This is a genomic window from Enterococcus raffinosus (assembly GCF_019175485.1).
GTDB lineage: Bacteria > Bacillota > Bacilli > Lactobacillales > Enterococcaceae > Enterococcus_A > Enterococcus_A raffinosus.
The window spans coordinates 598,063-623,446 of sequence record NZ_CP072888.1; the positions used below are offsets into that span (position 1 = coordinate 598,063).

Consider the following 25,384-nt stretch of genomic DNA (forward strand, 5'->3'; position numbering starts at 1 on the left):
CTGTTTTTTTAGATATACTATCAAAATGAGCTATGATAACATCTAACGATTATCTTATGAGTATTTTTAAATAAGTTTTAGTTATTTTCAATTGATAATTATTCTAGGTGATGAATAACTTTCAATTAGGATTTCGAGTGACTAAAAAAAACTTTTCTCTGTATAGAATAACAGCAGAAGAGCTTTTCAATAAGATGAGAAAATTATGCCAGAATAATGAGATAAATTTTATTTTAGGAAAAACTTTTCCTTTTATGAGAGTTTAGAAATGAAAAAAAATTCACAAAGGCTCCTGTATCAGTCCTCTGTTTTTCAATTTCATAAATGGATAGTATTGTGGAATGGTGAGCAAAATTCACTATCAAGTAGAAACTGTCATTATCAATTATCATTTCTGTTATAGTGAAAACTGTAACAGATAGTGAATAGGGATAAGATAATTATCATTATTTTAAAAGGATTTTTGAATAAGCGAGTGTAAAAAAGCCCTTTCTTAAAACAGATTCCTTTGTTATAATCATTTTAAATTATTTTGAAACTATTTAACAAAGGAGTGCGCTTATGGAAACTACAACAATCAAAAAAACTGTTGAACAAACTGAAAATCCTTGGGAAGGTTTTAACGAAGGACGTTGGCAGCATGAGGTTAATACGTTAGACTTTATCAAACGTAATTATACAGAGTACAAAGGTGATGACAGCTTTTTAGAAGGTGCCGCACCAAGTACTGAAAAATTATGGGAAAAATTACAGGAGCTTTTTGAAGTACAGCACAAGCAAAATGGTGTTTACGACATGGACAATAATGTTCCTGCAACGATTACTTCTCACGAACCTGGCTACTTGATTAAAGAAGAGGAAAAAATTGTTGGTTTACAGACAGATGTCCCTCTAAAACAAGCATTCATGCCTTTTGGCGGAATCAATATGGCTAACAAGGCTTTAGAATCCAATGGCTATGAGGTTGATGATGAAATGTCATTCATCTTTAACAAATGGCGTAAAACACATAACCAAGGTGTTTTTGATGCATACACAGATGAAATGCGTTTAGCGCGTAAAAATAAAATTATTACAGGTTTGCCAGATGCATATGGTCGTGGACGTATCATCGGCGACTATCGTCGTGTTGCTTTATACGGAATTGATTTCTTAATGAAAGAAAAGAAAAAAGACTGGAAAAACGTTGGTAGCAAAGTGATGACTAACGATGTTATCCAATTACGTGAAGAAGTTTCTGAACAATTCCGTGCATTAGCAGATATGAAGGAAATGGCAGCAAGCTATGGTTATGACATTTCAAAACCAGCGAGCAATGCACAAGAAGCGATCCAATGGTTATACTTTGGTTATCTTGCGGCAATCAAATCACAGAATGGTGCGGCAATGTCAATTGGTCGTATTTCTGCGTTCTTGGATATTTATATTCAACGCGATTTAGATCGTGGTGTAATCACTGAGTTCGAAGCACAAGAAATGATCGATCATTTGATTATGAAATTACGCATGGTAAAATTTGCTCGGACACCAGAATACAATCAATTATTCTCTGGTTATCCAATTTGGGCAACCTTATCATTAGCAGGAATGAATATGGATGGGACTTCATTAGTAACGAAAAATGATTTCCGTATCCTACACACATTAACGAATATGGGACCTTCACCAGAACCAAACTTGACAGTACTATACTCTTCTCATTTACCAGAAGGATTCCGTACCTATGCAGCAAAAGTTGCGAAGCAAAGTTCTTCTATTCAATTAGAAAATGATGACTTATTACGTCAATACTGGGGTTCAGACGATGCAGCAATTGCCTGCTGTGTGTCCGCTACTGTAATCGGTAAAGATATGCAATTCTTTGGTGCTCGTGCGAACTTGGCGAAGGCAGTCCTTTATGCAATCAATGGCGGTGTTGATGAAATGACCAAGATGCAAGTTGGTCCACGTTTCCGTCCATTAGAAGGTGATAGCATTGATTTTGATAAATTTATGGAAAGCTATAAAGACGTCTTAGATTGGTTAGCTGAATTGTATGTAAATACCTTAAATGTTATTCACTACATGCATGACAAATATGCCTATGAAGCACCACAATTAGCATTAATGGATACTGATTTGAAACGTACTTTTGCGACAGGAATCGCGGGTATCTCTCATGCGACAGATTCATTGATGGCAATCAAACACGGAAATGTAAAAGTAATTCGTGATGAAGATGGCCTAGCGATTGACTATATTCCGCAAAATGAATTTCCAACTTACGGAAATGATAATGACGAAGCAGATGAAATGGCAAACTGGATTCTTGAATATTTCATGACGCAAATCAAACGCCAACACACTTATCGTGATTCAACGCCAACATTGTCATTACTAACGATCACTTCAAATGTTGTTTACGGAAAAAATACTGGAAATACACCGGATGGTCGTCGTGCAGGTAAACCTTTAGCGCCAGGTGCTAACCCAAGCTATCAAGATGGCAAATTCTTAGGTGAGAAAAATGGCTTATTGGCTTCATTAAACTCAACAGCTAAATTGAATTACTCTTGTGCGCAAGATGGAATTTCTGATACTCAAACAATCAACCCAGGTGCCTTAGGTCGGACAGATGACGAGTCAATGCAAGTCGATAATTTACGCCAAGTATTAGATGGCTACTTTGATAAAGGTGGCTATCACTTGAATGTCAACGTCTTTGGCCGTGAGTTACTAGAAGAAATGGATAAAGATATTGATAATCCTAAATATGCAAACTTTACCATTCGTGTATCCGGATATGCTGTGAAGTTCCGTGACTTGACACCAGAACAACGTCGAGATGTTATTTCACGTACGGATCATACAAAAATGTAAAAATAATTCTATTTTTAGTAAAAAAGAATTTTTAGAAGATTCTGAAGCTCAATATTGGGCTTCAGAATCTTTTTTTACCAAAAATGTTAAAAAATATTAATAATTATGATTTAAGAGTAAAAAAATGGTTGTTTGATTTATAATGTGAGTAATTATTGGCATGATAAGAAGGTGATAAGGGTTGGGAGAGCATGAACATCGAGTAGTGCTGCGGATTGTTGGTGTTGTTGCGGGGGCAATGATGGCATTAATGTTAATTTTTATTTATTTTGGTTCGCACTTTTATTTTGGGTCGACAGTTGCGAATGTCGCTGTTGGTGGTTTGTCAATCAATAAAGCTGATAAAAAAATCAGACAAGAAACAAAACAGGTTGAGATTAGATTGATTGGTGAAAACCAAACAGTGAAACTTCAAATCACTTCTCCTTACAGGATTCAAAAGGAATATTTGAAAAAGAATATTCGCAAAGGAGAATTTAGTCTACCTTTTAAAAAAGAAGCGAAGGAAGAGTTAATTCAAGCTGTTAACGCTGCTTCTTTTCTTGGCGGGAAGGAAGCAAAAGATGCAAAGATTATCTATAAAGATAAAAAATTTCAAATTGTTCCAGAAGAAAGTGGAACAGTGGTTGATTCTGTTCGTATTCGTAAAGATCTCTCGAAAGCATTCGATGAGGGGAATTTGCGAACTGAGTACGATTTGGGGGATTTCTATCGTGAACCGGAAATTACCGCAAAGGATTTAAACCGAAAAAAAATTCCGCAAAAGTTGGAGAAGATAAAGGATCGGGGAATTATGCTGAAGCTCAACAAAAAAACGATTCCTCTAACTGGACAAATGTTAGCAGATTCCATAGATGACCAAGGGAATTTTGATCAGGCTTTGATTACAGAATGGGTAGCAGATTTAGAGCGAGAGCATTCCACGATCTATAAATCAGTTGATTTCACCAATATTCATGGACAACATCTACAATACAAAAATGTAGGAAATTATGGCTGGTTTATTGATATCAAAGAGTCTACCAAGAAAATAACCAAAGCCTTAAAGAACTCTGATACTAAAACGATTCAACTTGTTTTAAAGGGAGATACGAAAAAACAGCCTCTCCACATAACTAAAAATTACATAGAAGTTGATTTAGACAATCAAAAAATGTACTGCTTCAATAAAGGAAAGTTGGTTGTTGAAACAGACGTGATTACTGGACGATATAATAAAGGAACAGCGACTGTTCCTGGGTTTCACACCATTATGGATAAACGACGTAATGTCGATTTAAGTGGTGTTTTGACAACAGGTGATGGAACTTACAATGTGCCGGTAGATTATTGGATGCCGTTGTTAAGCTACGGACAAACGATTACAGAAATCGGCTTGCACGATACGGATCATAAATTACAATATTTTGGTCAGCCGGGTGCCTATAGGACGGATTTAGGCAGCTACGGCTGTGTAAATACTCCGAAAGCCAAAGTGGCGGAAATCTATGAGTATAGTTATATTGGTATGCCAGTGTTCATCTACGGACATATTTACGACGATGCTCCAGGTGAGTTTGATAAGCCAGTAGAATACGGAACAGAAATTTAAAAGGTTCAGCCATTTTTTTGGCTGAATCTTTTAATTTAGAAAATGATATTGTCTTTAATTAATTCAATATTTTTAATCAAAATCTTGCGATTAATCATTTGGATCGCCCCGCAGCTTTTCAATTCATGCATGATACGGCTAACACTGCTTGCAGCGTTAATCCCGCAGAAATGAGCAATCTCCTCATTAGTCACAATAAAATCAATTAAGACACCGTCATCAAGTTCGACACCAAACTTATCATACAAGTCATAAATTTGTGTGCAGACAGCTCCAAATTTACCGTTCATCAGCATCTGTTGTGTTCGCTTCATTGATTTTAGCAATCGTTCTCGATAATAGTTTTTAACATAGATTTGTAATTCAAAGTTCTGATTAATATCCTTCCAAAATTCGACACGATCGATTTGATAAAGTTCGGCCTTTTCAGATTCGACACGAATATTAAAAGGGGCATCAATAAATTGTGAGTACTCATCCTTCAACAAGGATACTACTTCAAGATCATTGATGTATTCTAGGTTAAATTCACGGCCATCTCTGGAGATAACGCTCGTCTTGATAACGCCGCTTTTTAAAATGTATACATGATGATCTTGAATTCCTTCGTAAAGTAAGTATTTTTTATACTCTTTGGTTACGATAGGGAAATTATTTTTTTTTAAGTAGTCTGTTAAGGCTGTATTATCCAATTTTACTTTATTCCTTCCATGCTTTGCTGAAATTTTCATTGCTATTTTATCATAAGTGCTCTTCTAATTTGATTAAAAGTATGTTCAAAAAAGATACTAACAAATGTTAATGAAATTTATTGTCATTAAAGTTTGAAGTCATTTTTTATTAAAAAAACTGATTTCGCTCTTTTTTTATTTGCGTATAATCAATCAGGTAAGTCACACAAGCCAAATGCTCTATTGATTAGAAAATTTGGAAGCAAGATAATGTCATCTCAACATTTCATAACGAATAGGAAAAGAGAGGGTAGTCAGATGTATTATCTAGGAGAAATTTAGTTGGCTGATATATATCTTGCAAATAGAATTTATTTTTTCTAATTGAAAAACTAAGTTCTTTAATAAAAAAAGGAGTGATTAGATATGAAAGAATGGACATGTGCAATGATCGAACGTTTGGAATCAGCTTACAAGGTACGGTTTGAAAAGGAAGCGGTATTGGTTTTTCTTAACGATGCGTATCAAAATGCTTTAATGTTGAGGAAAGACTACACGCAGGAAAATGATAAAGCGCTATCAGACTTTTTGGCAGCATTTGATCGTACGCGAGATCTATTTATTAGTCAAGCTGTAGATCGTTATCCGTCTAACTACAATAAGGTTGCGGAAAAAATTTCTGATTTAAAGAAACTAAATGAGAGTATCGCATAATAATGAGAGTAGGTAATGAAAATTAAGGAAGAGGAAAAGTTATTCAATAAAGGTTTTGTCACAATAACGATTATCAATTTTGTTGTATTTTTAGTATATTATTGTTTTGTCGTAATCACGGCGAAATACGCTACACAAAGTCTAGGTGCGTCAACTGCACAGGCGGGGTTTGCTGTTGGGATTTATATTATTGGCACCTTGCTTGCCCGTTTATATATTGGCAAAAAATTGGAATTATTCGGTCGACGAGCGGTGTTGCGTTATGGCGCACTATTTTATTTAATTACAACAGCTGCTTATCTGATCAGCAGCAACATCCTAATTTTGGATGGCGTTCGTTTTTTAAATGGTTTTGGCTATGGGGCGGTTTCCACAGCGGCAAATGCGATTGTTACAGCCTATATTCCAGAGTCAAAGTATGGAGAGGGAATCAATTATTACGGATTAAGTACCAGTTTAGCCGCTGCGATCGGTCCGTTTATCGGCTTGCTTCTATTACCCTTGGTTGGGTTTAAAGCAATTATTATTCTAGCGGTTGTGTTGGCATTTATCACATCAGTCGCCTGCTTCAAATTTAAGGTCAATAACATTGTCTTAACAGAGGAGCATCGAGCTAAAATTAATACCTTTAGTCTAGAAAGTTTTATTGAGTTTAAAGTTCTGTTTATTGCAGGAATTGCTTTTCTAATTGGGATCGCCTACTCAAGTGTGTTAGGTTTTCTTTCGATTTATGCTGATCAGTTACATTTAGTGACTGCAGGAGCTTTTTTCTTTGTTGTTTATGCATTAATTGTTACGATTACTCGGCCGATGTCAGGAAAAATTTTTGATAAACATGGTGAAAATTCTGTCATGTATCCAAGCTTTATTTGCTTAACTATCGGGTTAATTTTGTTAGCTTTTACCGAGAATGCCGTTGTATTATTGGTTGCTGGAGCTTTTGTGGGCCTTGGTTATGGGACCTTTATGGCGAATGGTCAGGCAGTGACACTCAAACTAGTTGAAACAGCTCGCATCGGCGTTGCCTTATCAACATATTTCATTGGTCTAGATTTAGGACTAGGCGTTGGCCCTTATTTGTTAGGGGCAATCAAAGGAATTTTGGGAACTTATCAACATATCTATATCTTTTGTGCGGTGATTCCAATAGTGGTTGCTATTTTGTACATGATTTTCTATCGGCCAAATAAATCAATTAATTCTAACATCTAGAAGCAATTAAAAAAGCATAAGCGAGGCTAACTTTTCTTAGCAACGCTTATGCTTTTCGTTTAGATACTTGTTAGTTTTTGGTTGATTAGCTCTTTTAAATTAAAGTTTTCATTGATGTTCGCATAATAATCAGCCTGCTTCAGAAGCTCAATCTGATCTTCAATATTTTCTTGGATCGTAGCTTTTTCAAAAAATAATTCTTCAAGACCCGTAGTCATATTTACTTCTAATAATGTCTGTATCCCTTCATCGCAAAGAGCATTAGCTTTTTTTTGATTTCCACGATTGGCATAGAAACAAGCAGCTTGATAATAAGATGGACCTAATTGTAGTTGAGTATTCATTTTTTCCTCCAATTGTTCAGCACGATCAAAAAAGATTTGTGCGCGCTTTTTTTCTTCATTAACTTGATAGCATGTGGCTAATCCTTTAAGTACTAAAAGTTCGTAGCGTTTTTCATCGTGTAAAAAAGTATAGGCTCGTTGAAAATAATGTACGGCTTTTCGAGTATCATGATTGCCAAATAAGTTTGCATATGCTCGGAAATACATCAGGTGACCGACGATTCTCGCATTAACATAAGTAATTTTTTTTCCATAATTATCTAACAAAAATAAAACACTAGAAAACTCTTGACGTAAATGTAAGCAGCGAACGATGTTTAACAAAGAGACTTCATTTAAAAGCGTTGATTCTGGAAAAGCCTTTTGATAAGGAATTTCCAATGTCTTGCAAAGATCCAAAACAACTTCCAATATGCCCCAGTTTTTCTCTTCAATCAGTTCCAAGTCAGCTGTTGAACAAATAGCGGTAAAGTTGTCACGAGCCAAGCTCGCATGTTCACGCATTTGCTTAATGATAAACCCGTTAACTTTCATGAATGCCCTCCTGTGAATAACACTTACATATTAATTCTAAAGCTTTTATTAGAGAATCACAATAAAAATATTCAATAATCTTCGTTTTTTTAAATTATTTTACAACAATTTGATTAGAAAATTTATTTTATCTTTGTTATATCAGTTATTTAGGCAAAATAGAGCATTGAAATATAAATTGAGTCTTATATTGGAAATTCTAATAATTTGAATAGAGAAGAACAAGAGTAACGCGCTTGCGTTTCAAGATAAATATGATAAACTATTAAAATACTATGATACGAAAGAGTGATTATGATGAGGGAAATGAATGTTGCAATAGTCGGTGCTACTGGCGCAGTAGGAACACAAATGATCAAATTATTAGAAAATAGTTCTTTACCCCTTGGTACAATAAAGTTTTTAGCTTCAAAGCGTTCTGCTGGAAAGCAACTTTCATTTAAAGGCGAAACTCAAACTATCGAAGAATTGGTACCAGATTCATTCGAAAATATAGATCTTGCTCTATTTTCAGCTGGAGGCAGTATATCTGCAAAATTTGCACCAGAAGCGGTTAAGCGCGGGGCGGTTGTAGTAGACAACACAAGTCATTATAGAATGGATCCAGAGGTTCCCTTAGTTGTTCCAGAAGTGAATCCTTCTGCGTTGCGTGATCATAAGGGGATTATTGCCAATCCTAATTGTTCAACCATCCAAATGATGGTGGCTTTAGAGCCCATCCGCCAAGCTTATGGATTAAAACGTATCATTGTTTCAACTTACCAAGCCGTATCTGGTGCTGGAAATCAAGCAATGGAAGAATTAAAGCAGCAAACACAGGACTTCTTAGACGAGAAGCCTGTTGAAGAATGGAAAGCAGACATCTTACCCTGCGGAGGGGATAAAAAGCATTATCCGCTAGCATTCAACGCACTACCTCAGATTGATGTATTTACCGATGCCGGCTATACAAATGAAGAGTGGAAAATGATTAACGAAACAAAAAAAATTATGGAAGATGACACGATTAAAGTATCTGCAACTTGTGTTCGTATTCCAGTTATGAGTGGACATTCTGAGTCTGTTTATATCGAGACAGAAAAAACGGCGACAGTAGCAGAAATTCAAGAGTTGATTGCTAATGCACCTGGAGCAGTGTTGGAGGATGATCCGAGCCAGCAAATTTATCCACAAGCATTAAACAGTGTGGGCAAAAAAGAAACTTTTGTGGGTCGAATTCGTAAAGATCCAGACGAGGAAAAAGGAATCCACCTTTGGGTTGTTTCAGACAACTTATTAAAGGGTGCGGCATGGAACTCCCTTCAAATCGCTGAAACAATGTATGAAATGAACCTTTTTGAATAGAATCGAGAAGCGTGAATCTTTCACGCTTCTTTTTTTCTGATGAATTGTAATATATTTTGAGAAAAAGAAATGCAAAAGATAAGTCAGATAGTGAGAGGAGTCTCTGGACGTTAAGTAAGTTTCTATTAAAGGAAGGGACGATTCATTTTCCATCAATGGTTTTTCAGAAAAAATCATGTATAATAGCTAATGAGTATAGGCACAGACCGTACTGATTACGGGGTCTGAGTAAGCTGAAACGATAGATAAATAAACTAGAGAGGTGGATTTTTTGAGTACAGTCAAAATAATTCCCTTCAGTGGAGTACGTGAAAATGGTAAAAACATGTACGCAGTTGAAGTGGATAATGATATTTTTGTCCTAGATTGTGGACTAAAATATCCAGAAAATGAATTGTTAGGGATTGATGTTGTGATTCCTGATTTTACCTATTTAATTGAAAATGCAGATCGTGTATCGGGGGTCTTTTTGACACATGGTCACGCGGATGCCATCGGTGCATTGCCTTATTTAGTTTCTGAAGTGGCAGTGCCTGTCTTTGGAACAGAATTAACAATTGAACTGGCAAAATTAAATGTGAGTCAAAATGAAGAGAGTAAAGGCTTCAAAGACTTTCATGTAATTGATGAACACACAGAGATTGATTTTGGTACGGCAGTTATTAGTTTCTTCCGGACGACACATACAATTCCAGATTCTGTGGGGATTAGTTTAAAAACCGATGAAGGCAATGTTGTTTATACAGGTGATTTTAAATTTGACCCTACTGCAATTCCGATGTATGCGACAAATTATCGTCGTTTGGCTGAAATTGGTTCAGAGGGTGTACTAGCATTATTAAGTTCTTCTTCAAATGCAGAAAATGCGATTCAAGTAGCTTCTGAACGCGAGATCGCCAGTGAAGTCTATGATGTGATTAATGAATGGAATGGCCGAATCATTGTGGCTTGTGTAGCCAGCAATTTGCAGCGTGTTCAGCAAATCCTGAATGCGGCAGAAAAAGCCGGACGAAAAGTGGTGCTAACTGGACAAGACCTAGATCGTATCATTAAAACGGCGATGCGCTTGAAAAAGTTGGAAGTGCCTGAAGACATTCTAGTAACGATTAAGGAAATGAAGAAATATCCAGCTGAAGAATTAATTATTCTAGAAACAGGTCGTATGGGCGAACCGATTAAGTCATTACAAAAGATGGCCAATCGTTCTCATCGAAATCTGAAAATTGAAGATGGGGATTTAGTCTATATTACTACTACACCAACCATCGCGATGGAAACAACGGTTGCTAAAACTGAAGACATGATTTATCGTGCTGGCGGGATTGTAAAGAGTATTTCTGAGAATTTACGTGTTTCAGGACATGCTAATCCTCGTGACTTGCAGATGATGATGAATTTCATGTCTCCAAAATATTTTATCCCAGTACAAGGGGAATATCGTCAATTGGCGGCACATGCCAGTTTAGCCAATGAGTTAGGCATGCCATTCAAAGATATTTTTATAACTGGACGCGGAGATGTGTTGGAATATAAAAATAAACATATGAGTGCGGCCGGCAGTGTACCTGCGGACAATATCATGATCGATGGTATTGGTGTCGGCGATATCGGCAATATTGTTTTGCGAGACCGCAAAGTTTTGTCGGATGATGGTATTTTTGTGGTTGTTGTAACGATTGATCGTAAGCAGAAAAAAATTGTTTCTGCTCCACAGATTACTTCTCGCGGATTTGTTTATATCAAAGCGAGTCGTGATTTGATCAAAGAGAGTGCTGAGACAACGAGTGAGATCGTAGAGAAGCATTTGCATTCTGATGATTTCGAATGGAGCAAATTAAAGCAAGACATTCGTGATCAGCTAAGCCGCTATTTATTTGAGCAAACAAAACGCCGTCCTGTTATTTTGCCAGTTATTATGGAAGCAAATCAACGACGTGGACGTCGTAATAAGTAAAAAAGAAACTTCTCCTGTAGTCATTTTCTATCGGAGAAGTTTTTTTGACCTTTCTGCTCTGTTTTTTTTGAAAAAAGGAGTATCATTATAAAAGAAGTAAATGTAGAGAGGGCTGGTCATATGTTGGAAAAACCATTAAAGTGTCCAAATTGCGGCACACATTTTTTTGTTGATGAGGTATTAAATGTTCATCAACATCCAAAAGAAGCAATGCCGGTTGAATGTCCGAATTGTCATCATGTATATGAAACAAGGATTACAAATGGATATTTCATGACCTTTGAAGATCGTGAAGACGGAAAATATGATAAAAAGACGGGAGAGTAATCTCTCGTTTTTTGTTTTGGTTTGCTTTTTTTTAGGAGTATCCTTTAGAATAGCTATGGTTCATTTTTGTAGCGAAAGGAAGTTTATGAATGAAAACGTATCAAGATGATCCTGTGGTTCAAAAGAATCGGTGGTGGATTTTAGTTTCTGTTGCGATGTTTACCTTTATGTCTACTTTAGATTCAAGTATTGTAAATATTGCATTACCCACTATTTCAAAAGACTTAGTAGTTCCTATGAATAAGGCTGAGTGGGTCGTATCAATTTATTTAATGATCGTTTGTGCATGCTTGCTGCTTTTTGGAAAAGTAGGAGATAGCTTCGGTAAGATTAAAGTGTATCGAATCGGTACGATCGTATTTACTTTAGGTTCCCTTTTGTGTGGGTTTAATCATTCGTTAACAATGCTTCTTTTTGGGCGAGTCATTCAAGGTATTGGTGCTAGTATGACAATGGCTACTAATACAGGGATTACAACAGAAGTTTTTCCGATGGAGGAACGAGGACGAGCGCTTGGGGCAATTGGTGCTTTTGTGTCCTTAGGGTCAATCGCAGGTCCTGGCATTGGCGGTTTGATTCTTGCGCATTTTTCTTGGTCATACATTTTTTGGATCAATGTACCAGTAGGGATTTTGACAATTTTGATTGGAGAGAAATTTTTACCTAAGGATCTCACGATGTCTAAAAAGAAAATTGATTGGCTTGGTTTTGCAACCTTTGCACTCACTATTATGAGCTTTTTTGGTGCTGTTTTTATTGGGCAAGAAGTTGGTTATATTCATACGTTGCCAGTTCTTTTACTTATTGCTGCAATCATCTTTTTCATCCTGTTTATCCGAGTAGAAAAACGCAAAGAAAACCCACTGTTGGTTTTTAGCATTCTAAAAAATAAAATGTTTACGATGAGTTTGATTACAGCTCTTTTGATTTTTTCAGCGAACTTTTTTGTCAATGTAGTCATGCCATTCTATTTACAGAATGCTAGAGGATTAACAGCCAGCTATGCTGGATTGTTGATGATGGTATTTCCTTTTTTGATGGTCATCGGATCGCCTTTAAGCGGCTATTTGACAGATAAAATTGGTCCGCAAAAATTGGTATTGATCGGCTTGACGCTGCTATCAATCACTCAGTTGCTTTATGTCTTTATGGGTCAGTCGAGCCCTATTTGGTATTACGTATTAGCGACAGCCATTATGGGAATGGGAAATGCTCTATTCCAGTCGCCCAATAACACGATTGTCATGAGTAGTGTTGAAAAAGAAAATTTAGGTGTGGCCGGAAGTATGAACTCCTTTGCTCGAAATCTAGGAATGGTTATTGGGATCGCTTTATCAACGACGATTCTATATGGTGGGATGAGTACAGCCTATGGTCAACGGGTAACGACATATGTTAATGGCCGCCCGGATATTTTTATCTATGGGATGAGAGTGACTTTTATAGCCTCGTTAGTAATTTGTGCTGTTGCCTTGATGATATCTCTTGTACGTTTTAGGAAAAAACGGTAACTTAATTTATCTATTAACACAAAAGAAGTTGATTGTTACTTGAATGGTAACGGTTGACTTCTTTTTTTATAAGTACTCTGTTATACTAGTTTTGCTAAGCTGTACTAATATGATAGATAAATGCTATAACGGGAGGAAATTATGGCGACAAAACATGATTTGATTTTAGAACACATAGAAAACTTGCCCGTGGGTGAGCGTATCTCTGTTCGCAGTATTGCAAAAAATCTGCGTGTCAGTGAAGGGACTGCCTACCGTGCGATTAAGGATGCAGAAAATATTGGTTTAGTTTCAACGATTCAACGTGTTGGAACGATTAGAATTGAACGCAAATTAAAGAAAAATATTGAACGACTAACCTTCGGTGAAGTCGTTCGTATTATCGAGGGAGATGTTCTAGGCGGTTCGAATGGATTGGATAAAGACTTAAATAAATTTGTTATTGGTGCTATGACTGAAGAAGCTATGCGCCGATATATCACACCGGGATCGTTATTAATCATTGGAAACCGCGAAGGTGCACAGAAACTTGCTTTACAAGATGGGGCAGCTGTCTTGATTACTGGTGGATTTGACACCACCCCTGAAATCGCAAGATTAGCAGATGATCTAGCGCTACCCGTTTTAAGTACAACCTATGATTCGTTTACGGTAGCAACTATGATAAATCGCGCATTAAGCGACCAATTGATTAAAAAAGATATCATGCAGGTCAGTGATATTTACATGCCTCTGGAAAAAACAGTGTATTTACAAGCTGGCGATACCATCCTAACGTATCACCGTCTGTCTGAAAAAACTGGGCATTCCCGTTTTCCTGTTGTAAATAAAAGCATGCGTGTATTGGGAGTTGTAACTGCGAAGGACGTTTTAGGGAAGGCTGAAAATCAAGTGATTGATCGTGTAATGACTCGCGATCCTAATGTTGTAAAGCAAAGTATGAGTGTGGCTTCAGTAAGTCATCAGATGATTTGGGATGGACTTGAGATGATGCCTGTGGTGAAGGATGATCTTTCACTTGTAGGAATGGTTAGTCGCCAAGATGTTATGAAAGCAATGCAGCTTGTTCAACGCCAACCCCAAATGTCTAACACAATTTCCGATCAAATTGTAGGAGACATCATAACTGTTGATACAGATCGTGATGATAATTTGTTAGAAAATCCATATTTTAAATTTGAAGTTACCCCACAGATGGTTAATAGTGTTGGAACAATTTCATTTGGCGTACTAAGCGAGATTGTAGCGAATGTAGCGCAGCGGAGCATTTTAATGGATCAACGTCGGAATACACTAATTGAACAAATGAATTTACATTATTTACGTTTGATTCAATTAGAAAGTGAAATTGAGATCCATTCAAAAACATTAGAATTGGGACGTCGATCTGCGAAAGTGGATTTAGAAGTATATATTGATAATGTGATCGTTGCTAAAGCGATCGTGGTTTGCCAAGTGATGGAGCGTTCTTAGAAAGAGGAAGTAGCATGACAATTACAAAAGAAATTTTACAGATGATTAAGCAGTACGATCGGATCATTGTCCATCGTCATATGCGCCCTGATCCTGATGCATTGGGCTCACAATGCGGGCTTGCTGAAATCCTGAGGACAAACTTTCCAGATAAGGAAGTTTATCAAGTCGGCGGGCCTGTAGAAGGTCTAGCGTTCTTAGCAGAAATGGACGAGATTCCTGACCAACTATATGAAGGTTCGTTGGTAATTGTGACGGATACAGCGAATGCACCTCGAATCAGTGATGAACGTTATGCATTAGGAGATAAATTAATAAAAATCGATCACCATCCCAATGACGATCCTTATGGTGATTTGCTTTGGGTTAATACACAGGCAAGTAGCTGCAGTGAGATTATTGCTGATTTTGCATTTGCTGAAAAATTAGCGATAACAGAAAATGCCGCTCGTTTATTATATGCAGGAATTGTTGGAGACACGGGACGTTTCTTATATCCCGCAACTACTTCACATACGTTGCAGGTAGCAGCTAAACTATTGGATTATGGTTTTGATGCAACCAAATTAAATAGAGAGATTGATCAAATTTCGTTGGATGTTGCGAAGCTCTCAGGATACCTGTACCAGAACTTGCAGATTGATAACAATGGTGCTGGATATGTATTTTTGGATCAAGGAATCTTAAAAAAATATGGGATCAAGGACTCTGACACTGCATCTCTAGTTCCATTACCAGGAACAATAGACGTTGTATTAGCTTGGGCAGTTTTTGTAGAGCAGCCGGAAGGATATTATCGCGTTCGATTGCGCTCCAAGGGACCGGTCATCAATAATTTGGCCAAAAGATATCATGGTGGCGGTCACCCATTAGCTAGTGGAGCAAATGCTAAAGACCAAGCAATGTGTCAAGAAATATACCATGAAATCCAAATTTTGTGCGAAAACTATCTAGAAAAATAAATAATTTGAAAAAAAATTCGAAAAAAAGTATTGACAAAACCTTCATTGGTCTATACTATTTAAATTGTTAACAATACTGTTTCATGTGACTAGATCATACTAGGCATGGAAAGAATCGCAAGGGGACTCCTTGTGTTTCTTTCCATGCCTTTTTATTTGGCCAATGTCTAGTTAAAACAGTGAATTTATTCTGCAGAATGAGGAAAACAAATGAAAATCAAAAAAATATTGAATCAAAATGCAGTATTGGTAGATGATCGAGGAGAAGAGAAGATTGCTATCGGCAAGGGTGTCGGGTTCAATAAGCAAAGAAATGATTTGCTTTTTTCTCGTGATATTGAGCGTTTGTTTGTGATGGAACCAGAAGGACAGCAAAAGCTACAGACCTTATTAAATCAAATAAACGAATCTTACTTTTTTGCTGCTGAAGCAATCATTGATCATGCTGAAACGGTTCTTATGGAGAAACTGAATGAACATATTTTTATTTCATTGACAGATCACATTGCCTTTGCAGCTCAAAACATCGCTAATGGAATCGTAATTCGAAACAAGCTTTTAAGTGAGATCGAGATTCTGTATGGGGAAGAATTTGGGATTGCGCAATGGGCAGTCGACTATTTGAATCGAACATTAGAAATACCTTATGGGTATGACGAAGCTGGCTATATCGCAATCCATATTCACAGCGCTCGAACGGGGAAAAATAATAATCATGACAGCATAAGAGAAGTAACCATTATTTCGGATGTGATTCATTTAATTGAACAAGAATTAGAGATAAATATCCGTTCTCAAGAAATGGCATTAGACTACTCGCGTTTGGCGAATCATCTACGCTTATTATTGCAGCGGTATCAGAACCAGCGTTATGCCGTTTTAGATCAGGACATTATCGAAATGGTAAGAAACAAGTATCCTGATAGCTATCAAATTGCTAAAAAGATTCGAGTCTTTTTGATGAAGCATTACCAATTAGCAATCACCACAGAAGAATTAGGTTATGTAGCCATTCATGTTGAACGATTGCGGAAAATAAAAGAATACAAAGGAGAAGAGTAAAAATATGAAAGCATATATGCAACGCATGGGTCGTTCGTTGATGTTACCAGTAGCAACATTGCCGGTGGCAGCTCTATTTATGGGAATCGGATATTGGATTGATCCTAGCGGCTGGGGTGGCAACAACTTGTTAGCAGCCTTCTTGATTAAAGCTGGAGGAACGATATTAGACAATTTAGGTGTACTTTTTGCTGTTGGGTTGGCATTAGGAATGTCGAAAGATAAGGATGGAGCAGCAGCTTTGTCTGGTTTGGTTGCATTTTTGACACCTATGACCTTAGTTAATAGTGATGCAGTAGCTATGTTTACTAAAGTTGCTGTAGAAGATGTGAACATTGCCTTTGCAGCAATAAATTTCAAAAATGTTTTCGTTGGGATTTTAGCTGGATTAGTTGCAGCAGCTATGTACAACCGCTTCAGTGGTGTCAAACTTCCTATGGCGCTTTCTTTTTTCAGTGGGAAACGTTTAGTACCTATCGTTACAGCTGGATTAATGGCAGCAATTTCGGCCGCTTTAATTTTTGTTTGGCCGCCAGTTTATAACGGATTAGTAAGCTTTGGAGAACTGATTTCAGGAATGGGACCTATAGGGGCTGGTTTGTATGGTTTATTTAACCGCTTGCTTATTCCAACAGGATTACATCACGCGTTAAATAATGTATTCTGGTTCAACTTAGCAGGAATTGATGATATTGGAAAGTTCTGGGCGAGCGAAGGCGTTCGAGGGATAACAGGACGTTATCAAGCTGGATTCTTCCCAGTAATGATGTTTGGTTTGCCGGCAGGAGCCTTGGCAATTTATCAATGTGCAAAACCTGAAAAGAAAAAAGTCACTGCTTCATTAATGGTTGCAGCAGCATTTGCTTCATTTTTCACAGGGGTAACTGAACCACTTGAATTCTCCTTTATGTTTGTGGCGTGGCCGCTTTATGTTGTTCATGCTTGCTTAACAGGGATTTCTATGTTTATAGCAGCAACGTTCAAATGGACAGCTGGGTTTAACTTTAGTGCTGGTTTTATTGATTTCTTCTTAAGTTTGCGTGTCCCCATCGCAAATCAACCATTCATGTTGATTCTGTTGGGATTAGTGATGGCGGTTGTCTATTATGTGACATTCCGGTTTGTCATTGTTAAATTCAATCTAATGACGCCTGGACGAGAAGAAGATGATGGCGAAGAAATGCCTGATATTGACATGATTGGTGATAACAAACACGTAGTTATGGCTCAGAAAATTTATGAAGGGCTAGGAGGAGCAGCTAATGTTCTATCAATCGACAATTGTACGACTAGATTGCGCCTTCAGCTTAAAGATACTGGCGTAGTAAATCAAAGCCAAATCAAAGCTACTGGTGTCCCAGGCTTGAAAGTGATTGATGATAAAAACATTCAAGTGATTGTTGGTACTGAAGTGCAGTTCGTAGCTGACGAAATGAATCGACTTCACAGTGGTGGGGGAACAGCCCATGCGGCTACTGAACAAGCCATCGTTAAAGAAGAAGCGCCAAAAACTCAAGAAATGTTTGCAGTAGCGAATGGTCGATTGGTTCCAATTACCGAAGTTTCAGATGATGTTTTTTCAGAAAAAATGATGGGTGATGGTTATGCAGTATTACCTACTTCTGGTGAGATTTTCTCTCCAGTAGCTGGGACTATCTCGAATGTTTTTCCTACAAAACATGCGGTTGGAATTACAACGGCTTCAGGTGTGGAAGTTCTTTTACACATGGGATTAGATACTGTTGATCTTGGCGGAAAACCTTTCGAACTTTATGTTCAAGCTGGTCAGCATGTTGGACGAGGACAGATGATTGCAAAAGTTGATTTGGAAGCAGTAAAAAAAGCAGGCAAGAAGACAGATATCATCGTTGCTCTGACCAATATGGATAAAGTGAAGAGCTCTGACTTAGCAGGTACAAAAGAGGTTCAGGTAAACGAAGTGATTGGTGAATTGACAAGTTTATAAAAAAATTCGCACTTATTGTATAAGTGTCAGACTGTAGACAAAGTCCATTTTATGGATGCTGTCTACAGTCTTTTCTTTTATAATGGATTTATGAAACCGAATACGATTTTTTTGTATAGAAAGTCTTTTCAAGTCATTCCGTTTCGGCTAAACTAAGTGTTTAGAAAACTATTATTATTGGAGGAAAATTATGCCAAATTGTCCAATGTGTCAATCAGAATATACTTATGAGGATCGTGGCTTATTTGTTTGTCCTGAATGTGGTCACGAGTGGTCCGGTAACGAAGAAGTTGAAGAGGGATTGGTCGTCAAAGATAGCAATGGCAACCAGCTTCAAGAGGGTGACAGTGTTACAGTAATTAAAGATTTAAAAGTTAAGGGTGCTTCTGGTGCCATCAAACAAGGGACAAAAGTAAAAAACATTCGCCTAGTTGAAGGAGATCACAATATTGATTGCAAGGTTGATGGTTTCGGACCGATGAAATTAAAATCAGAATTTGTTAAGAAGTTATAAGCTAGAGAGATTCTTAGAGTTGTTTTCATAAAAAATTCACGCTTTTCATGCTAAACTAAGAATAGGAAACTGCTTTTTTGCAGTAAAATTATCTTTGATTAGAGGAGAATGTATATGTATGGGTATGGAACATTTTATAATTTTCTAGATCCCACGTTTTTATTAGTGATTGCTGGACTGGTCATATCGGGACTTGCTTCTGCTTATGTTAATTCGACTTTTCGAAAATATGATGAATTCCGTAGCAGCAAAGGTGTTACTGGGACTCAAGCGGCTGAATATATTTTGCGTAGTCAAGGGATCGATGATGTAGGTGTTCAACAAATTGCTGGAGATTTAACAGATAACTACAATAGCGGGAATAAAATGCTGAGCTTATCGGAATCAACCGCACAATCAACCTCAGTGGCAGCTATTGGTGTAGCAGCTCATGAATGTGGACATGCGGTACAAGATGCTAAAAATTATATTCCATTAAAAATGCGAGCAGCGATCATACCAATAGCGAATATTGGATCGACACTTTCATTTCCATTGATTATGCTAGGGGTCTTCATGAGTTGGAACCAAACACTGATCAATATTGGTATTTTGGCCTTTTCATTGGCCTTGATTTTTCAACTAGTTACTTTACCGGTAGAGTTTGATGCTTCGAGACGTGCATTGAGCATCTTGCGTGATGGAAACATGTTAGCTGAAGATGAATTAGCAGCAGCTCGAAAAGTTCTGTTTGCCGCAGCGTTGACTTATGTAGCTGCAGCGTTAGCGACATTTTTGCAATTGCTACGATTGATTTTATTATTCGGTAATCGAAGTCGTGATTAAGAACTGACGTAATGTCGGTTCTTTTTTTGTACAAAATTTGGATACGGCATTGAACTCTTTTTTAAGTTAATTTCCCCATTGTAAGATTGCGCTTTCATTTATTTGAGTTTCTTATTATTGATAATTTTAAGTGTGTGGTATGATGGAATAAAGGATGACTAATGTGCTTTGTCGTAGTGCTAAATAAACAAAATGCATTTAGTAATCTTGAGAGTGACAGACATAGCGTATTCACTTTTTCTATGGGAAAGAATAACGACATTAATAAGAATAGGAGCTGATACCATGAAAAAATCAACTAAGATCAAAATCGGAGTAGGTGTTATTGTTGCGGCTAGTACTGCGACAGCTGTTATTGCTTCTGGAAAACTAATTGAAAAAGCTCGTCACATGTCAAATCGATGCAAAGTAAAACGTTTTGTTAGTGATAAGTTTGACGGTAGTGAAACATTATTGGCAATCGTTGATAAACTATCGGATGAAGATTTAGATAACATCATGAGTATTTTAGACAAGATCAAAAGCGGAAAAAAGCGAGTATCGGTCTATGGTGATTCCATCAAAGATACGACCGAGGATTTAAAAGACCGATTGATGGATTTTGTGGACAAAGTAATGTAATGGATGTGCCAGTAATGGCGCATCTTTTTTTGTTTAAGGAGTTGTGCTAAAGTAAATTGATTAATTGATAGAGGTAAAAGAGTGAGGGATGAAATGGAAAGACAGAGCCAGTTGACAGAAGAAGAAAAAGTTTTTTTTATGCAGGAAGCAATTGCTGAAGCGAAAAAGGCAGAAGCGATCGCAGAGGTTCCTATTGGTGCCGTTGTAGTTTACCATGGTGAAATTATTGGACGGGGACATAATCTACGAGAACATAGTCAAGATGCCACAAGTCATGCAGAAATGTTTGCTATTCGTGAGGCGTGTAGTCATTTAGACAGTTGGCGATTGGAGGAATGTCAATTATTTGTTACATTAGAACCTTGTCCAATGTGTAGTGGAGGCATGATTTTGTCTCGAGTAGAGGAAGTTTATTTTGGTGCTTATGATCCTAAAGGTGGAACGGCAGGAACGTTGATGAATTTATTAACGGATGAGCGCTTTAATCATCGAGCGTATGTTGAAGGTGGTATCTTGAGAGAAGAATGCGGGATGTTATTAACGAAATTTTTTCGAGAGATTCGGGAGAAGAAAAAAAAGACTAGCCAAAATGACTAGAGTTTGTTATACTATTTTTTGCCGAAAGGCAGGACAATGCCGGGCCTGTGAATTGTGTCAGGTCTGGAAGGAAGCAGCACTAAGTAGGATCCGGCATGTGTCTGATAATATGATTTTTTACAGCAAGCGATGAGCTTGCTTTTTTTTGTGTAATTTTAGAGTTGAATAAGACTTTTGTTATTGGTTTCTATTGATGATCGAATCGTCTGAAATAATTGAAGCTCTTTCAAAAGAAGCGTACACTGAGGTTATGAATTTTGGAGGTGCAAGGATGAAAGAGAAACAAGCGTTTCACATTAATGGATATTTAGGTTTAGTTGGTTTAGTTATAATTTTAGGAATAGGTTTTTGGGCAATTCTTGCCGGCAATGATTCGAATAGTTTAGGATTCATTTTTCTAGGAATTATTTTATGGATTGTCGCTGCTCTATTTTTAAGTTCTTTAACTATTGTGGGGCCAAATAAAGCAAAAGCTGTTTTGTTTTTTGGAAAATATCTTGGAACGATCAAAGAAAACGGCTTATTTATTACGACGCCGTTGACAAGAAAAATTCCTGTTTCACTGAAGGTTAGGAATTTCAATAGTTCGCTTTTGAAAGTAAATGATTCAGATGGAAATCCTGTAGAAATTTCAGCAGTCGTCGTGTTTCGAGTAGTAGATACCGCTAAGGCATTATTTGATGTTGATTATTATTTGGATTTTGTAGAGATTCAAAGTGAGACCGCGATCCGACACATTGCTACTCAATATCCTTATGATACCTTTAATGAAGACGATTTAACTTTACGAGGAAATACAACTGAAGTTTCTGAAGAACTGGCTAAAGAATTACAGGAGCGTTTAGCGATGGCTGGAGTCGAGGTAATCGAAACGCGGTTGAATCACTTAGCATATGCGACAGAAATAGCTAATGCGATGCTGCAGCGTCAACAAGCAAAAGCCATATTGTCTGCACGTCAAACGATTGTAGAAGGCGCAGTGACAATGACGCAAATGGCTCTTGAACAGATTGAGAATGGTCAAGAAATTCATTTTACTGATGATCGAAAGGTTCAACTTATTAACAACTTGCTTGTTTCAATCATCACTGACAAAGGAACACAACCGGTTATAAATACAGGAGATTTGTCTGAAAAATAGGAGGCTCTGCGATGAAGAAACTTTATATTAAACAAAAGGTTTTTAGTATTGGTGAAAAATTTACAGTGATGGATGAAGATCAACAACCACGTTATTTTGTTAAAGGTAGTTTTATGAAAATCCCAAAAACATTTCATATTGAAGATGAACACGGGAATGAAGTTAGCCGAATCACGAAAAAAGTCATTAGTTTGTTACCTAAGTTCTATGTTGAGATGAATGGGAAAGAGGCTATTGAAATTTCAAAACACTTAAGTTTTTTGAAGGCGAAATATTCGATTTCTGCTGAAGATTTAAGTGTCGAAGGAAACTGGTGGGACATGGATTTTGAAGTCTCGCAAAAAGGGAAAAAAGTGGCTGAAATCAATAAGCGTTGGATTTCTTGGGGAGATACGTATGAGATTACGATTTTTAATGAAGACTTTGAAGAGTTGGTTATCTCACTTGTGATCGCGATTGATTGTGTGAAGGAAGATGAAGCATCATCGTCCTCGTCAACAAACTAAAAAACACCGTTATCGAAAAAACGCGATAACGGTGTTTTTGCAATTAAAACAGTGTAATTTCTTGTAAAACTGGATTTTCTATTGCGAGTAATTGTTCTTTAATTGTCAATCCCTTTTCAGTGGATCCAGAGTAACCTACGAGTTTTCCATTTTTTCCAATCACTCGATGACAAGGGATGATAATGGGTAAGGGATTATTTCGATTCGCTTGGCCGATAGCACGTACAGCTTTTGGTCGTCGGATTGATTCAGCGATGTCCAGATAACTACAAGTCTCGCCGTAAGGGATAGTCATTAAAGTAGACCAAACTTCCTTTTGAAAGTCGGTTCCTAATTCAAAAGTATAGGGAACATCAAATGATTTTCGTTTTCCAGATAGAAATTCCAAGAGTTGTTTTTTTGTAGATTGTAAAATTTCTTGATTAGCCAAGGGGGTTTCATCAATTGCTGTATAGGAAACGTGAGTTAAAGCAGTTTGATTCGCGTTTAGCCACAACGTACCAAGGCTTGATTCAAATTTCATATTTTCACCTGCTTTTTAGCGAACGAGTTCGTTCGACCTTAATAAGCTATATGTTACTATAGATGGAACAAGAAGAGTTGAAAAGAGGTAGAATAATGGAAAAAATTATTCTTTTGCATACGAATGATCTTCATTCCCATTTGGAAAATTGGCCAAAGGTTCGCCGTTTTTTGTTGAACCGAAAGCAAGAAGAAAGTCCTGAGAAAAAGGTTATTACGATTGATCTTGGTGATTTCGTTGATCGCTGGCATCCACTGACAGAGGCAACTAATGGGCAGGCGAATGTTCAGTTGATGAATCAAATTCATTACGATGCAGCCACGATTGGAAACAATGAAGGAGTCGGGAATTCTAAGGACGAGCTGAATCATTTATATGATCGAGCAAATTTTGACATTGTATTAGACAATCTTTTTGATAAGCAAACATTGCAACCTCCAGAATGGTCGCAACAATCGAAAATAATCACAACAGATCAAGGAACTAAAGTAGGATTGCTCGCGTTTACAGCGCCTTTTCCATTAACCTATAGCCCAAACGGGTGGGATATTCGTCAAGTGATGGATATTCTACCAGATCTTGTGGAAGAACTACGCCCAAAAGTTGATGTCTTAGTACTAATGAGTCATCTTGGAATTAGTGTTGATCGTCAAATCGCACGAGAGTTGCCAATGATTGATGTGATTTTAGGTTCTCACACGCACCATTTATTTGAAACCGGCGAAAAAATAGGCAAAGTACAGCTAGCGGCTGCAGGAAAATACGGCTATTATGTTGGTGAAGTTCAAGTGTTTGTGGATAGGAACCATCGTATTACAGATACAACAGCACACACTTTTCCAACTGAAAAAATGCTGGAGTTACCAGAAGATCAAGAGGAAATAAGGGACTATTTACAAACAGGGCATCAACTGCTAGCGGATAAAAAAGTAGCGAATCTGCCTTTTACGCTGAGTGTTGATCTTCAGGCTGAAAATCCTATGATTAACTACACACTTAAAGCGGTTAAGGAAGCAGCTAACACTGAAGCAGCTGTTCTAAACTCTGGACTGTTTTTAACCGATATACCGGCAGGAATTATTAATCAAGATCAGCTTCATACCGCTTTGCCGCATCCCATGCACTTGATAAAAGTAACATTAGATGGTGCCAACCTGATTCGTTTGATTTTGGAAATGGAAAAGAATCGACATTTTTTAATCAATTTTCCTGTGATGGGGATGGGGTTTCGTGGCAAAATTTTCGGGCACTTAGTTTATGATGGGATTGAGTACGACCGAGTCAATCATCAAGTTCGATGGCTTGGTGAACCAGTTGATCCAGAAACAGAATACACAATTGCTACGGTGGATCATTTTATGTTTGTACCATTCTTTCCTACGATTGAGATTGCTGGACGGTATGAGTTTTTATTCCCTAAGTTTATCCGAAGTGTTTTAGGTGACTATCTGCACACTCACTATCCAATCAATTAAAAACAAGGTATAATAACAATCAGGTGGTGAAACGATGGCAAAAGAAAAAAGAGACAAACAAAAAAAGGGAACTACACCAGAAAAAACTGTTACTGAAGAATTAACTGAGGTATTAGATGAAATCGTTGAGACCCCCGCTGAAGAAAAGAAAAAAGGTGAAACCGTCGTCTTTGTCGATGAGAGTAATCTTTTGATTGGTGAACGCCAATACCGCTTAGTTAGAAATTATCGTGAGGGCTTTGATGCCGAACGTTTAGGCGAACGCTTTAGTGAGGTCTTGACACGTTATGATTATATCGTTGGTGATTGGGGGTATGATCAATTGCGGCTGAAAGGTTTTTTCCGCGAAGATGATCGAAAGAGTTTACCCGAACAGCGAATAGATACATTAGAAGATTATTTATATGAGTACTGTAACTTTGGCTGTGCTTATTTTGTGTTGGAACGAACAGGTGGGAAACGTCAACAAAATCGTAAAAAACGCAAACGTAAACGTAAGGACAAGTCACAGGCATTTATTGAAGAAAAAAAAGTTCCTTTGACGGATAAATCTAAGAAAAAACCAATTATCAAAAACCGTCAGCCTAAAAAGGAAACACCTACAAAAACAAAAGAAAAGGACGAACGCTTTGTGATTCGTCAAAGAGAAGAGTAATAA

At 37.3% G+C, this 25,384-nt stretch carries 23 protein-coding genes and 1 other RNA gene; 21 read left to right on the forward strand and 3 right to left on the reverse strand.

Features of this window, described 5'->3' with window-relative positions; genetic code table 11:
- Positions 1-561 precede the first annotated feature (561 nt).
- Complete coding sequence (gene pflB, locus J9537_RS02920) at positions 562-2,859, forward strand: formate C-acetyltransferase (protein WP_245001281.1); 2,298 nt, start codon at positions 562-564, stop codon at positions 2,857-2,859.
- 181 nt (positions 2,860-3,040) lie between these two features.
- Positions 3,041-4,450, forward strand: coding sequence for a L,D-transpeptidase (locus J9537_RS02925; RefSeq protein WP_245001282.1), 1,410 nt, complete (start codon positions 3,041-3,043; stop codon positions 4,448-4,450).
- Positions 4,451-4,485: 35 nt separating this feature from the next.
- Here the strand turns inward: J9537_RS02925 and J9537_RS02930 are convergent, their stop codons facing one another.
- Positions 4,486-5,142, reverse strand: a complete 657-nt coding sequence (locus tag J9537_RS02930) for a Crp/Fnr family transcriptional regulator (protein WP_218257316.1) — start codon at positions 5,140-5,142, stop codon at positions 4,486-4,488.
- A 405-nt stretch (positions 5,143-5,547) separates the two neighbouring features.
- Here J9537_RS02930 and J9537_RS02935 point away from each other — a divergent pair, with 405 nt between their 5' ends.
- A complete protein-coding gene (locus J9537_RS02935) occupies positions 5,548-5,835 on the forward strand; it encodes a hypothetical protein (RefSeq protein WP_218256691.1) in 288 nt (95 codons plus the stop codon).
- Positions 5,836-5,850: 15 nt separating this feature from the next.
- Complete coding sequence (locus J9537_RS02940; protein WP_218256692.1) at positions 5,851-7,047, forward strand: MFS transporter; 1,197 nt, start codon at positions 5,851-5,853, stop codon at positions 7,045-7,047.
- 59 nt (positions 7,048-7,106) lie between these two features.
- Here J9537_RS02940 and J9537_RS02945 read toward each other — a convergent pair whose 3' ends face one another.
- Positions 7,107-7,925, reverse strand: coding sequence for a hypothetical protein (locus J9537_RS02945; RefSeq protein ID WP_218256693.1), 819 nt, complete (start codon positions 7,923-7,925; stop codon positions 7,107-7,109).
- 294 nt (positions 7,926-8,219) lie between these two features.
- Between J9537_RS02945 and J9537_RS02950 the strand changes: the two genes are divergently transcribed.
- From J9537_RS02950 to J9537_RS03020, 15 genes are all read left to right on the forward strand, one after another.
- Positions 8,220-9,269 carry an aspartate-semialdehyde dehydrogenase gene (locus J9537_RS02950; RefSeq protein ID WP_218256694.1) on the forward strand — a complete coding sequence of 350 codons (1,050 nt, stop codon included), beginning with the start codon at positions 8,220-8,222 and terminating at the stop codon, positions 9,267-9,269.
- Between the two features lie 271 nt (positions 9,270-9,540).
- Positions 9,541-11,223, forward strand: a complete 1,683-nt coding sequence (locus tag J9537_RS02955) for a ribonuclease J (RefSeq protein WP_218256695.1) — start codon at positions 9,541-9,543, stop codon at positions 11,221-11,223.
- Between the two features lie 120 nt (positions 11,224-11,343).
- Positions 11,344-11,550 carry an MJ0042-type zinc finger domain-containing protein gene (locus tag J9537_RS02960; protein WP_218256696.1) on the forward strand — a complete coding sequence of 69 codons (207 nt, stop codon included), beginning with the start codon at positions 11,344-11,346 and terminating at the stop codon, positions 11,548-11,550.
- An 89-nt stretch (positions 11,551-11,639) separates the two neighbouring features.
- Complete coding sequence (locus J9537_RS02965) at positions 11,640-13,061, forward strand: MFS transporter (protein ID WP_218256697.1); 1,422 nt, start codon at positions 11,640-11,642, stop codon at positions 13,059-13,061.
- A 141-nt stretch (positions 13,062-13,202) separates the two neighbouring features.
- Positions 13,203-14,534 carry a DRTGG domain-containing protein gene (locus J9537_RS02970; RefSeq protein WP_010746826.1) on the forward strand — a complete coding sequence of 444 codons (1,332 nt, stop codon included), beginning with the start codon at positions 13,203-13,205 and terminating at the stop codon, positions 14,532-14,534.
- A 14-nt stretch (positions 14,535-14,548) separates the two neighbouring features.
- Positions 14,549-15,496 (forward strand): DHH family phosphoesterase, encoded by a 948-nt coding sequence (locus J9537_RS02975; RefSeq protein WP_218256698.1) that lies wholly within the window; start codon positions 14,549-14,551, stop codon positions 15,494-15,496.
- 210 nt (positions 15,497-15,706) lie between these two features.
- On the forward strand, positions 15,707-16,558 hold the full coding sequence (locus tag J9537_RS02980; protein ID WP_218256699.1) for a PRD domain-containing protein: 852 nt from the start codon (positions 15,707-15,709) through the stop codon (positions 16,556-16,558).
- 4 nt (positions 16,559-16,562) lie between these two features.
- A complete protein-coding gene (nagE, locus tag J9537_RS02985) occupies positions 16,563-18,524 on the forward strand; it encodes an N-acetylglucosamine-specific PTS transporter subunit IIBC (protein WP_218256700.1) in 1,962 nt (653 codons plus the stop codon).
- Positions 18,525-18,714: 190 nt separating this feature from the next.
- Positions 18,715-19,038: a zinc ribbon domain-containing protein YjdM gene (locus J9537_RS02990; protein WP_010746822.1), complete on the forward strand. Its 324-nt coding sequence runs from the start codon at positions 18,715-18,717 to the stop codon at positions 19,036-19,038.
- A gap of 114 nt (positions 19,039-19,152) precedes the next feature.
- The gene (locus J9537_RS02995; RefSeq protein ID WP_218256701.1) at positions 19,153-19,863 is read left to right on the forward strand and encodes a zinc metallopeptidase; all 711 of its coding nucleotides are present in this window, start codon (positions 19,153-19,155) and stop codon (positions 19,861-19,863) included.
- Positions 19,864-20,148: 285 nt separating this feature from the next.
- On the forward strand, positions 20,149-20,484 hold the full coding sequence (locus tag J9537_RS03000) for a hypothetical protein (protein WP_010746820.1): 336 nt from the start codon (positions 20,149-20,151) through the stop codon (positions 20,482-20,484).
- Between the two features lie 93 nt (positions 20,485-20,577).
- Positions 20,578-21,081, forward strand: coding sequence for a tRNA adenosine(34) deaminase TadA (gene tadA, locus J9537_RS03005; RefSeq protein ID WP_218256702.1), 504 nt, complete (start codon positions 20,578-20,580; stop codon positions 21,079-21,081).
- Between the two features lie 26 nt (positions 21,082-21,107).
- Positions 21,108-21,191, forward strand: an RNA gene (gene ffs, locus J9537_RS03010) — signal recognition particle sRNA small type.
- Between the two features lie 161 nt (positions 21,192-21,352).
- Positions 21,353-22,222: an SPFH domain-containing protein gene (locus tag J9537_RS03015; RefSeq protein ID WP_218256703.1), complete on the forward strand. Its 870-nt coding sequence runs from the start codon at positions 21,353-21,355 to the stop codon at positions 22,220-22,222.
- An 11-nt stretch (positions 22,223-22,233) separates the two neighbouring features.
- Positions 22,234-22,728: an LURP-one-related/scramblase family protein gene (locus J9537_RS03020; protein WP_218256704.1), complete on the forward strand. Its 495-nt coding sequence runs from the start codon at positions 22,234-22,236 to the stop codon at positions 22,726-22,728.
- 43 nt (positions 22,729-22,771) lie between these two features.
- On the opposite strand, the gene J9537_RS03025 is transcribed toward J9537_RS03020, so the two are convergent.
- On the reverse strand, positions 22,772-23,251 hold the full coding sequence (locus J9537_RS03025; RefSeq protein WP_010746816.1) for a methylated-DNA--[protein]-cysteine S-methyltransferase: 480 nt from the start codon (positions 23,249-23,251) through the stop codon (positions 22,772-22,774).
- Positions 23,252-23,346: 95 nt separating this feature from the next.
- On the opposite strand from J9537_RS03025, the gene J9537_RS03030 reads away from it, so the two are divergent.
- Positions 23,347-24,726, forward strand: coding sequence for a bifunctional metallophosphatase/5'-nucleotidase (locus J9537_RS03030; protein ID WP_218256705.1), 1,380 nt, complete (start codon positions 23,347-23,349; stop codon positions 24,724-24,726).
- 34 nt (positions 24,727-24,760) lie between these two features.
- Entirely contained in the window at positions 24,761-25,381 is a 621-nt protein-coding gene (locus tag J9537_RS03035; protein ID WP_010746814.1) for a YutD family protein, read from the forward strand.
- The last annotated feature ends 3 nt before the right edge of the window (positions 25,382-25,384 follow it).

What these genes read in the sequence shown, in the direction of transcription:
- pflB (WP_245001281.1), top strand. Translation starts at nt 562, where the DNA reads ATGGAAACTACAACAATCAAAAAAACTGTTGAACAAACTGAAAATCCT.
- J9537_RS02935 (WP_218256691.1), top strand. Translation starts at nt 5,548, where the DNA reads ATGAAAGAATGGACATGTGCAATGATCGAACGTTTGGAATCAGCTTAC.
- J9537_RS02940 (WP_218256692.1), top strand. Translation starts at nt 5,851, where the DNA reads ATGAAAATTAAGGAAGAGGAAAAGTTATTCAATAAAGGTTTTGTCACA.
- J9537_RS02945 (WP_218256693.1), bottom strand. Translation starts at nt 7,925, where the DNA reads ATGAAAGTTAACGGGTTTATCATTAAGCAAATGCGTGAACATGCGAGC.
- J9537_RS02950 (WP_218256694.1), top strand. Translation starts at nt 8,220, where the DNA reads ATGATGAGGGAAATGAATGTTGCAATAGTCGGTGCTACTGGCGCAGTA.
- J9537_RS02960 (WP_218256696.1), top strand. Translation starts at nt 11,344, where the DNA reads ATGTTGGAAAAACCATTAAAGTGTCCAAATTGCGGCACACATTTTTTT.
- J9537_RS02965 (WP_218256697.1), top strand. Translation starts at nt 11,640, where the DNA reads ATGAAAACGTATCAAGATGATCCTGTGGTTCAAAAGAATCGGTGGTGG.
- J9537_RS02970 (WP_010746826.1), top strand. Translation starts at nt 13,203, where the DNA reads ATGGCGACAAAACATGATTTGATTTTAGAACACATAGAAAACTTGCCC.
- J9537_RS02975 (WP_218256698.1), top strand. Translation starts at nt 14,549, where the DNA reads ATGACAATTACAAAAGAAATTTTACAGATGATTAAGCAGTACGATCGG.
- J9537_RS02980 (WP_218256699.1), top strand. Translation starts at nt 15,707, where the DNA reads ATGAAAATCAAAAAAATATTGAATCAAAATGCAGTATTGGTAGATGAT.
- nagE (WP_218256700.1), top strand. Translation starts at nt 16,563, where the DNA reads ATGAAAGCATATATGCAACGCATGGGTCGTTCGTTGATGTTACCAGTA.
- J9537_RS02990 (WP_010746822.1), top strand. Translation starts at nt 18,715, where the DNA reads ATGCCAAATTGTCCAATGTGTCAATCAGAATATACTTATGAGGATCGT.
- J9537_RS02995 (WP_218256701.1), top strand. Translation starts at nt 19,153, where the DNA reads ATGTATGGGTATGGAACATTTTATAATTTTCTAGATCCCACGTTTTTA.
- J9537_RS03000 (WP_010746820.1), top strand. Translation starts at nt 20,149, where the DNA reads ATGAAAAAATCAACTAAGATCAAAATCGGAGTAGGTGTTATTGTTGCG.
- tadA (WP_218256702.1), top strand. Translation starts at nt 20,578, where the DNA reads ATGGAAAGACAGAGCCAGTTGACAGAAGAAGAAAAAGTTTTTTTTATG.
- J9537_RS03015 (WP_218256703.1), top strand. Translation starts at nt 21,353, where the DNA reads ATGAAAGAGAAACAAGCGTTTCACATTAATGGATATTTAGGTTTAGTT.
- J9537_RS03020 (WP_218256704.1), top strand. Translation starts at nt 22,234, where the DNA reads ATGAAGAAACTTTATATTAAACAAAAGGTTTTTAGTATTGGTGAAAAA.
- J9537_RS03025 (WP_010746816.1), bottom strand. Translation starts at nt 23,251, where the DNA reads ATGAAATTTGAATCAAGCCTTGGTACGTTGTGGCTAAACGCGAATCAA.
- J9537_RS03030 (WP_218256705.1), top strand. Translation starts at nt 23,347, where the DNA reads ATGGAAAAAATTATTCTTTTGCATACGAATGATCTTCATTCCCATTTG.
- J9537_RS03035 (WP_010746814.1), top strand. Translation starts at nt 24,761, where the DNA reads ATGGCAAAAGAAAAAAGAGACAAACAAAAAAAGGGAACTACACCAGAA.